The sequence below is a fragment of the Bartonella sp. P12B genome (assembly GCF_055796185.1).
Genome location: NZ_JBTTDI010000007.1, coordinates 46711 through 56945 on the forward strand (window position 1 = coordinate 46711; position 10235 = coordinate 56945).

Annotated in this window: 7 protein-coding genes; 6 read left to right on the forward strand and 1 reads right to left on the reverse strand. The window is 39.2% G+C overall.

Annotated elements, in window-relative coordinates; genetic code table 11:
* Positions 1–97 precede the first annotated feature (97 nt).
* Positions 98–2353 (forward strand): ATP-dependent helicase, encoded by a 2256-nt coding sequence (locus tag AC0QT1_RS06005; protein WP_473201853.1) that lies wholly within the window; start codon positions 98–100, stop codon positions 2351–2353.
* Between the two features lie 48 nt (positions 2354–2401).
* Here AC0QT1_RS06005 and AC0QT1_RS06010 read toward each other — a convergent pair whose 3' ends face one another.
* Positions 2402–3028, reverse strand: a complete 627-nt coding sequence (locus AC0QT1_RS06010) for a DapH/DapD/GlmU-related protein (protein WP_473201854.1) — start codon at positions 3026–3028, stop codon at positions 2402–2404.
* A gap of 144 nt (positions 3029–3172) precedes the next feature.
* Here AC0QT1_RS06010 and AC0QT1_RS06015 point away from each other — a divergent pair, with 144 nt between their 5' ends.
* The 5 genes from AC0QT1_RS06015 to AC0QT1_RS06035 all read left to right on the forward strand — a co-directional run.
* A complete protein-coding gene (locus AC0QT1_RS06015) occupies positions 3173–4348 on the forward strand; it encodes a tyrosine-type recombinase/integrase (RefSeq protein ID WP_473201855.1) in 1176 nt (391 codons plus the stop codon).
* 211 nt (positions 4349–4559) lie between these two features.
* Complete coding sequence (locus AC0QT1_RS06020) at positions 4560–4760, forward strand: helix-turn-helix transcriptional regulator (RefSeq protein ID WP_473201856.1); 201 nt, start codon at positions 4560–4562, stop codon at positions 4758–4760.
* 101 nt (positions 4761–4861) lie between these two features.
* Positions 4862–5785 carry a DUF7146 domain-containing protein gene (locus AC0QT1_RS06025; RefSeq protein ID WP_473201857.1) on the forward strand — a complete coding sequence of 308 codons (924 nt, stop codon included), beginning with the start codon at positions 4862–4864 and terminating at the stop codon, positions 5783–5785.
* Complete coding sequence (locus AC0QT1_RS06030; RefSeq protein WP_473201858.1) at positions 5782–7395, forward strand: YfjI family protein; 1614 nt, start codon at positions 5782–5784, stop codon at positions 7393–7395. Before AC0QT1_RS06025 ends, AC0QT1_RS06030 begins: the two co-directional genes overlap by 4 nt.
* A 647-nt stretch (positions 7396–8042) precedes the next feature.
* Positions 8043–10235, forward strand: a 2193-nt coding sequence (locus tag AC0QT1_RS06035) for a restriction endonuclease (RefSeq protein WP_473201859.1), incomplete at its 3' end; no start/stop codon positions are given.

The window sequence follows — 10235 nt, forward strand, 5'->3', positions numbered from 1 at the left end:
ACTACACAAAATGTATAATGAACAATTTTCTTGATCCCATACCATTCTTTGAAGATAAGCCTCCCCTCTCCATAATGAAAAGAGTTCTAGAGCCACTATGCCTACTGTAAAAGAAAAAGAAAAAACGCAATGTGATGGCGATTATTTACAACAACTCAATCCAGAGCAACAACAAGCCGTCATGAATACAGAAGGACCTCTTTTAGTTCTTGCGGGTGCTGGTACTGGAAAAACGCGTGTTTTAACAACCCGCATTTCTCACATTTTACGCTCTGGGCTTGCCTCTCCTAAGCAAATACTTGCTGTAACCTTCACCAACAAAGCAGCACGTGAAATGAAAATGCGCATTGGCACACTTATTGGTGAAATTGTTGAAGGCATGCCTTGGCTTGGAACTTTTCATTCCACGGGGGCAAAAATTTTGCGCCGTCACGCAGAACTTGTTGGCTTAAAAAGCAACTTTACAATTCTTGATAGCGATGATGTTACTAGGCTTTTAAAACAGCTTATTCAAGCTGAAAGATTGGACGATAAACGTTGGCCCGCCAAGAATCTTACTATAATGATTGATTCTTGGAAAAATCAAGGGCTTTCACCAGAACATATTTCAGAAGACGATTCTCATTCCTTTGGTAAGGGTATGGGACGTAAACTTTACCATCTCTATCAAGAGAGATTAAAAAGCCTTAATGCCTGTGATTTTGGCGATCTCTTACTTCATCCACTCTCTATTTTCCAACATAATCCAGATATTCTTCGGGAATATCACTCCAAATTTCGCTATATTCTTGTTGATGAATATCAAGATACCAACACAGTACAATATCTTTGGCTTCGCCTTTTGGCACAACAGCCAGAAAGACAACATGTCAACCTTTGTTGTGTTGGCGATGATGACCAATCCATTTACGGATGGCGTGGTGCTAAAGTCGATAATATCTTACGTTTTGAGAAAGATTTTCCTCCTGCAAAAATTATCCGTTTAGAACGCAATTATCGTTCAACATCACACATTCTCAAAACCGCTTCTCATCTCATTTCTCATAACCAAGAAAGACTTGGAAAAACACTTTTTTCTGATCAAATAAATACCGAAGAAGAAAAAGTAAAAGTTCATGCAGCATGGGATTCGAAAGAGGAAGCACGTGCAATTGGAGAAGAAATTGAACGGGCACAACAGACTGGCCATTCATTAAATCATATGGCTATATTGGTGCGCGCATCATTTCAGATGCGTGAATTTGAAGATCGTTTTGTAACACTTGGTCTTAACTACCGCGTCATTGGTGGTCCGCGCTTTTATGAACGAATGGAAATACGTGATGCGATGGCTTATTTACGCGTTGTCGTCCAACCAGCAGATGACTTAGCTTTTGAACGCATTATTAATACACCTAGACGCGGCTTAGGCAATGCAACTCTACGCATTCTTTATGAAAGTGCACGGGCACGCGCTATTCCTCTTTTTTCTGCCGCAGCTGCAATAATTGAAACGGACGAACTAAAACCTAAAGCACGCAGTGCTTTGCGAAGCGTTATTGAAAACTTTCGATGCTGGCAAAATATGCTGCAAAGCACACCCCATAGAGAACTTACTGAAACAATTCTTGAGGATTCAGGCTACACTACCATGTGGTTAGAAGATCGTTCACCAGAAGCACCAACACGGCTAGAAAATCTTAAAGAAATGGTTCGCTCCATGGAACAATTTGAAAGTCTTCATAGCTTTTTAGAACATGTTGCACTCGTAATGGATGCTGAAAACAATGAAAATACTGATGCTGTTAACATCATGACTCTTCATTCAGCCAAAGGGCTTGAATTTGAAACAGTTTTCCTTCCTGGTTGGGAAGAAGGTCTCTTTCCTCATCAGCGCTCACTGGATGAAGGCGGCCGTTCAGGTTTAGAAGAAGAACGGCGACTAGCTTATGTAGGATTGACGAGAGCAAAAAAACATTTGCATATATGGTTTGTCTCTAATCGAAGAGTCCATGGACTTTGGCAAAACACAATACCCTCGCGTTTTCTTAATGAATTACCAGAAGAACATATAGAAGTTATAAAAATGGAGACCTCTTATGGGGGGTATGGGAAATCTTCTGTTAAACATCATGGTTCATTTTATAATGATTCTACTACACCAAAACAGAAGCGCACACAAAAAAACATTGAAGGAAAAGTTCTTGCCCAATCAGTCTCTGAAACCCCTTCAAATTTTGCCATCAATGATCGGATTTTTCATATAAAATTCGGTTATGGTCATATCACAGCAATAGATGGTCATAAATTAACCATTATGTTTGAGAAAGCGGGAGAAAAACGTGTCCTCGATAATTTTGTAAACAAAGCTTAGCATCAACATAATGGTATCACATCCCCAGACAAAAACTATTTTTTTATTTTATTTTGAACGCTCTTTCCATTTTCGAATAAAAACCTCGATTGGAAGATTTTGCATATCAGGCAATGCGTTATAAATTTTATCAAGCGGCCAATTCCACCAAGTCATCTCCAAAAGTTCTTGGATCACATGATCAGAAAAACGCATCCGCAACGGTTTTGCAGGAACACCAGCGACAATTGTATAAGGAAGAATATCTTTTGTTATAACAGCATTAGCACCAATGATAACGCCATGCCCAATGGTCACCCCTGGCATAATAACAGCACCATATCCAATCCATACATCATGCCCAATGATAACACGTTTTGCACAACGTCTTTCACGAAAAGAACTATCTAACGGAATATAGCGGAAATATTCATTAGGACGATAAGTTATTTTATGCGTTGAAAGCCGTTCCATGGGATGTTCTAATGCATTTACACACACACGAGACGCAATAGAACAAAAACGACCAATATCGCTATAAATCGCTTCACTGTTCCGTTCAAAATAAATAAAATCTCCAACTGTTACATCACGCAAAACCACGCGCTCATTGATTTCTACATAACGCCCCAATTTACAACCATGCAATCGTGCTGTCGTATGAAGACAACATATTGATTTATAAAGATAAATCATGCTTTTTCAACTTGTATCATACCCCCGAATATTGTAAGATTTTCTCATTTCAAATCATTTCATTTTGAATCAATCAAAACCATCCCCTTGCACGTAACAAGTGGGATTAACGTGTGGATAAAAAACATTTAGAAAGGAGCAAAAATGCCTTTAATGAATCGTCTTAATGCAAGGGCTGTCACAACATTGGGGGCTGGCAAATATAACGATGGTGCCGGCTTGTTACTTCATAAGCGTAAAGATGGTGGTGCTCAATGGATTTATCGATATACCATTCACGGACGACGCCATGAAATGGGCTTGGGGGCTTTAAGAGACGTCTCTTTAAAAAAAGCCCGTGAATGTGCAACCCAATGGCGTTCTGTTCTTCGTGAGGGTCGTGACCCCATTAAAGAACGCGAAAAACAAAAGCGTGAGGCAGTGCGTAATCTCCATTATTTGAAAGATATTGCTCTCGATGCTTTTGAAAGTCGTAAAGCTGAATTAAAAGGAGATGGTAAAAATGGAGATTGGTTTTCACCTTTACGTCTTTATATTCTCCCTAAATTAGGCTGCCTCCCCGTTTCAGAGATTACTCAAACAGATATACGCAATACGCTTGCTCCTATCTGGCACGCAAAAGCTGCAACAGCTTATAGAGCTCTTAACCGTCTTAATCTCTGTCTTAAACATGCTGCTGCATTGGGATTGGATGTTGATTTGCAAGCAACAGAAAAAGCAAAAGCTTTGTTAGGCAAACAACGGCATAAAACGCAAAACGTACCAGCAATGGATTGGAAAGATATACCAGCTTTTTATAAAACACTTTGCGAAAAAACAACCATGACACATTTAGCTTTGCGGTTACTGATCTTGACAGGTGTTCGTACAAACCCCTTGCGTCATATCCATAAAGATCAGATTGAAGATGATATCTGGACCATCCCTGCTGAGAATATGAAAGGAAAACGTGATGCTACAACAGAGTTTCGCGTGCCTCTATCAACAGAAGCATTGGAAATTTTGAAACAAGCGCGTTTGCTTTCTCGCAATGATTTCTTTTTCTCTGCAACTGGTCGTGGTCCCCTGAGTATGAATTGCATGTCCCAGTATATGAAAAAAATTGGACTTGAAGCCTGCCCGCATGGTTTTCGCTCTAGTTTACGCGATTGGTTAGCAGAAACAACAGATGCTTCTTTTGAAGTAGCAGAAACCATTCTAGGTCATACAGTCGGGGGTAAAGTAGAGCGTGCTTATCGTCGTACGGACTATTTAGAACAGCGTCGTGTTTATATGGATAAATGGGCGGCTTATATCACGGGACAAGATCATAAAAGTTAAGAATAATTCTATGTCTTCGCCTTTGTTATATCCATAATGAATAATAGCAAACACAACTTATTGCTTATTATGAAGATCACAACCACAATATATTGTTTTTTTATGAAAGAAACGTATGTTTTTGCTGGTAATATTTGATACAAATTGCTATTTATATATGGTCATTGAGTGGTGATTCGATCACTTAAATATATAAAAAAGAGGGAATCTCATGAATACAAATAAAGAACTTCTCACAACTCGTGAGAGTGCAAAACTGCTTGGTATAAGCGTTACAACACTCTGGCGGCGTGTTGCTGATGGAACGGTACCAAAACCTTTAAAAATTGGTGCCTTATCCCGTTGGTTAGCATCAGACCTTCATGATGTAATCGAGAAGGCTAAAAACCAACGTAGCAACAACGCCGCTTAAAGAAAAACTTCGTCTTATAGGACAGACAAAAGTATTTCGAGTCTAGCGAATATCGAAATAACAGAGTCTGTCCTGTAATGCAAGTAGCAGGATAGTATTTTATGCATTTTGCAAATGCTAAAACTCTTAAAAGCATTACTTATGCATTGCATGGTGCTTGGTACGGGCATTATGGACTTGCCCGTTGCCCTGCCCATGATGATAGGTCACCTAGTTTAGCTCTTGCCAATGGAAATGATGGGCGGCTCTTACTCTATTGTTATGCCGGATGTTCTTTTGAAGAGATCTTACAAGCTCTCAAGAACATTGGGTTAATTGGTAGAGATGCTTACTTTCAAAAAGAGAGGCAAGCATATTTTGATCATAAAACCTCTTGTTACAATCGCTCTTTATTAGAGCAGAAAACAGCAAAACAGAAAGCTGATAAAGCATTAGAGATTTGGAAGCAAAGTCAACCAATTAAAGACACTTTAGCAGAGGTTTATTTACACAAGCGGGGCATCACTTGTGAATTACCCTCTAATTTACGCTATCACGATAAATGCCCTCATCCCTCTGGAAAAAACCTCCCCGCGTTGGTGGCTTTAGTTGAGGGTGGTGCCTCCTTTGCAATCCATAGAACCTTTTTACAAGACAATGGATGCAAAACAGAACATTTACCAGCAAAAGCCATGCTGGGCTCTGTCAAGGGCGGTGCTGTGCATTTATGCCAAGCCAATTCTCAACATCTGGTCATTTGTGAGGGAATAGAAACAGGTCTTTCTCTACTGTCTGGTCTGTTATCGGAGCCTGTTACTTTATGGGCATCCCTTTCAACCAGTGGCATGGTGCATGTGCACTTACCCAATATCAATACCAAAGCGCGTCTCACCATAGCTATGGATGGCGATGATGCGGGTCGTAAAGCAGGTTTTGCCCTTGCTGCCCGTGCTCAGTGCCAAGGCTTCAATGTCTTTATGATGCAAGCTCCCCATGGCTCTGACTTCAACGTTTTATTATTAAATTATGAAAGAGAAAAACAATGACAAAACATAATCTTGATAACAATGAAAATAGTTCTGTAAATGATACTGATAACGATAACAACCCTGTCTCTTTAAAGGAGCATCCCTGTTTACAAGCCATCCCTTATGAAATGGCATTGCAACAAATGGGATGGGGCGAATTAAAACCGATAAACAAAGCGCTTTTACCGGTTGAGCCTTTTAACCTAGCACAAATGCCTTATAAGCTAAGCAAATATATTTATGATATTTCTGATCGTCAACAATCTCCGATCGATTTTGTTGCCGTGTCTGCTGTCTGTGCTTTAGCCTCCGTCATTGGCAATGGCGTGCGCATCGCTCCAAAACAGCATGATAATTGGTACATTGTTCCTAATCTGTGGGGAGCTATTATTGGAGAACCTTCTGCACGAAAAACACCTGCCATGCAAGCGGCTCTTGCCCCTCTCTATAGCTTACAAAATGAATGGCATAAAAACTGTCAACAAAAGAATAAACAAGCAAAAGTGAAGGAAGCTTTTGAGACCTTGCGTAAAAAAGAAGGAAATAAAAAAGCAGCAAAGGCTTTTAAAAAGGGTGATTATAACGCAACCCGTGCCTTTTTAGAAGAAATGATTGAAAATGAGGAAGAAAGTAACCAAAACGATACAAAGCGGCGTCTTCTTGTCAATGATGCAACAGTTGAAAAGCTTGGAGAATTACTCAAAGAAAACCCGCGTGGATTATTGTTTGTCCGTGATGAACTTTCTGGTTTTTTAGCAAATCTAGATCGTAAGGAGTATCAAACAGACCGCGGTTTTTATTTGCAATCTTTCAATGGTGATCAACCCTATACCCATGACCGTATTGGGCGTGGCACAATCCATGTTGAAAATGCAACACTTTCTATGATTGGGGGCATTCAACCTTCTCGGATTATTCCCATCGTTCAGGCTATAAACCGTGGAATAAACGATGATGGTTTCTTGCAACGGTTTCAAATAATCGTTTGGCCCGATAATAATAAAGAATGCAAATGGATTGATAGAACCCCCTTACAAGACGCCTATAAAGACTATGAAGAGGTGTTTCGTTCTTTTCGGGATAAACCGTTAGGCTCTCCCGAACAGCCGCGGGTGATACATTTTTCTTCCAAAGCACAAGAGGCGTTTCGTGAATGGTGGGAAAATCTTCATAAAGAAGTAAGAGAGGATAATCTCTCTGAAACCTTACAATCCTATCTTTTAAAAATGCCCAAAACCATAGCAAGTCTTGCTTTAATCTTCCAACTTGTTGATGGAAAGCGTTTTGAAGTCGATTACCCTTATCTTTTTATGGCATTGCGTTGGTCAAAATATCTTTTAAGTCATGCGAAACGGCTTTATGCGGCAGATGATAGCTTAACAACAGAGCGTGCAAATTTGCTTGTAAAGCGTTGTGATTGCTTACCTGATATTTTTACAGTACGAGATGTTTATAAGCATGGTTGGAGATTTTTAAAGGATACTGAAAGCGTTAAAAAAGCTTTAGATGTTTTATGTCGTTGCAACTATCTTCGTGAAACCTCTGAAGACAAGGAGCAAAAAGGCGGTCGTCCTACCATACGCTATGAATGGCATCCTTTGGTAAAAAATCAGAGGACACAACAATGAAGCACTTCTTAAAATACTCTCAAAACCTATAACAAAAAATGTAAAAAGTTCTTTGTGCTAACAGATGTATAGAGCATAAAAACAACATCTTTTATAAGTTTTGGGGGTTTTGGGGGTTCTTTTGGGGGCTCATTTTTAAAAAAAATTATCTAAAAATAAAAAATGTTATATTTCAATATGTTAAGATTTATCAATTTTCAAGAGACAACTCATGATTGATAACAATTAACGATATAATGTGAAAATACAACCAATGCTATATGTTTTGGGGGTTTTGGAGGTTTTGGGTGTAATTTATTTTTTAGATTTTTAGGTTCATAAAGAGAACCATAAAGCTACTCAAAATTACATATTTGATAATAAAATACATATTGAATATGTTCTTATTATTCCATAAAATGATCAAATCACTGGCATATGGAGATGAAAATGAATAGAAAAATTTACTACTTTATTGATTTTGTAGGTTTAACTTTGCTTATAGCAGTGCTCATTTATAAAATTTATTTTTAAGCAATTTACCGGCTTTTGAGTATATTTGTCTCATTTTGTTGTCGATATTTATTTTGAAACCCTTTAATAAACTTCATTTCGATTCCTTTGATGATAATTGATCAATATTACAAAGCAATGAGGTTTATTGCATAATGCTTCAATCTCTCAATTCTGATAATAAACAATCTTCTTTACGCTCTCTCTTACAGTCTTATCGTAATAAAGCACAATCTCCTCGTGAATTAGGTACTCTTTTCGAAAACCTTGTCATGGCTTATTTGACCCATGACCCGCTGCAATGCCAAGAATACGAAAAGGTTCAAACCTATTGCGACTGGGCTAAAGAGCGTGGGGAAGATGGACGTGATATTGGAATTGATTTGGTTGCTAAAATCCGTGATCAAGAAAGCTATGCTGCCATCCAATGCAAATGCTATGACGCCTCTCATTGCATTAAAAAAGAAGATATTGATAGCTTCATTGCTGCCTCTGGGAAAAAGATCTTCTCCCGTCGCATTCTTATTGACAGCACTGAAAGTGATTGGAGTGATAATGCTTCTCATACCTGTGAAGGACAAGAAATCCGCATTCAACAGATTAATCTGTTTGATCTAGAAAACAGCCAAATCGATTGGAGTGCTTTTGAAGAAAATGGGGATGTTATCCTTAAAGAGCAAAAGAAGAAAAAGCTGTTAGATCATCAGATAGAAGCCCTTCAAGCTGTCTGTGAGGGTTTAAAAGAAGCCGATCGTGGCAAGCTGATTATGGCTTGTGGAACCGGTAAAACCTTTACCAGTCTTAAGATAGCAGAAACTCTTGCTGGTCAAGGCAAGCGTGTTTTGTTTTTGGTCCCTTCCCTTGCTCTTATGTCACAAACCATCAGAGAATGGACCCTCGATACAGAGATACCCTTGCGGTCCTTTGCGGTGTGTTCTGATACACAAGTTGGCAAGCGGCGTAAAAACCAAGAGGATGCTGCTGATTTTAACGCATCCGATCTTGTCCTGCCTGCTACAACAGATGCAAAAGAACTTGCTAGCAAAGCCAATAAAATTTCTCCTGATGTGATGACTGTCGTGTTTTCGACTTATCATTCAATCCAAGTGATATCCGATGCGCAAAGGAACTATGATTTACCTGAATTTGATCTGATTATTTGCGATGAAGCCCATAGGACAACGGGTGCTGTATTGGGTACAGACAACAGTGAATCAGAATTTGTTAAGGTTCATGACAACAGTATTGTTAAAGGCAAAAAACGCCTGTACATGACAGCAACACCAAAGATCTTTACCGATAATGCCAAGAAACAAGCCAATGAGATTAATGCTGTGCTAGCTTCCATGGATGATGAAGATCTCTATGGAAAAACCCTTTACACTTATACCTTCTCAAAAGCCGTAAAGAATGAATTGCTAGCACCTTATAAGATTATTGTCTTGGGGGTGAATGAAGAAATCGTAAGTCGATCCATCCAACATCGTATAACCGATGATAATTATGAACTTACTCTTGATGATGAAACCAAGCTCATAGGCTGTTACCAAGCTCTGAGCAAAATCGATTTGAAGATTGATTTAAGCGATGACCCCAATCCCATGCGCCGTGCTTTGGCTTTTTGTAAAGATATTAAAACCTCTGAACTTATCTGTAGAGCATTTAATTCTGATGAAACTCAGTCTGACTTGCGTGCTCTTTATGAAAGTCATAAAAAGACGCCTGCTCTTCACTGTAGATTTAAACATATTGATGGAAAACAAAGTGCTAAAAAACGCAATGAAGCTCTTGATTGGCTAAAGGAAGATGCGGGGGACAATACCTGCCGTGTGTTAAGCAATGTTCGTTGTCTCTCTGAAGGTGTGGATGTTCCTGCTCTTGATGCGGTGATGTTTTTACACCCGCGCAAAAGTCATGTGGATGTCATACAGGCGGTGGGACGTATCATGCGCCGTGCCAAGGGGAAAAAAAGAGGCTATATCATTCTGCCTGTTGGCGTTCCTGCGGGGATTTCTGCTGAACAGGCTTTAAGACACAACAAGAGATACAAAGTTGTCTGGCAAGTAATCAATGCTCTTCTTGCCCATGATGAAAATTTTGAGATTATCCTTAACCAGATGATTTTAGGGCAAGATGTAAGTCATACCCTAGAGATTCTTGCCTTAGACAGTATGACTGCGGTTGAGGATAAACTCTCAATCCATGAGAAATCAGAAAGTACGGGACTTCAGATTGGAAAACCTGCCTATGAACCTTCTAAGAGCGTTGGAATACTGGGACAACAATTATCTTTTTTTAAAGAGTTCCGTAATGCTCTGATAACCCTTTTAACAAAGAAATTTGCCATC

Bases quoted from the DNA above. Each gene is read 5' to 3' on its own strand.
- AC0QT1_RS06015 (WP_473201855.1), top strand. From the start codon at position 3,173: ATGCCTTTAATGAATCGTCTTAATGCAAGGGCTGTCACAACATTGGGG.
- AC0QT1_RS06005 (WP_473201853.1), top strand. From the start codon at position 98: ATGCCTACTGTAAAAGAAAAAGAAAAAACGCAATGTGATGGCGATTAT.
- AC0QT1_RS06020 (WP_473201856.1), top strand. From the start codon at position 4,560: ATGAATACAAATAAAGAACTTCTCACAACTCGTGAGAGTGCAAAACTG.
- AC0QT1_RS06030 (WP_473201858.1), top strand. From the start codon at position 5,782: ATGACAAAACATAATCTTGATAACAATGAAAATAGTTCTGTAAATGAT.
- AC0QT1_RS06010 (WP_473201854.1), bottom strand. From the start codon at position 3,028: ATGATTTATCTTTATAAATCAATATGTTGTCTTCATACGACAGCACGA.
- AC0QT1_RS06025 (WP_473201857.1), top strand. From the start codon at position 4,862: ATGCATTTTGCAAATGCTAAAACTCTTAAAAGCATTACTTATGCATTG.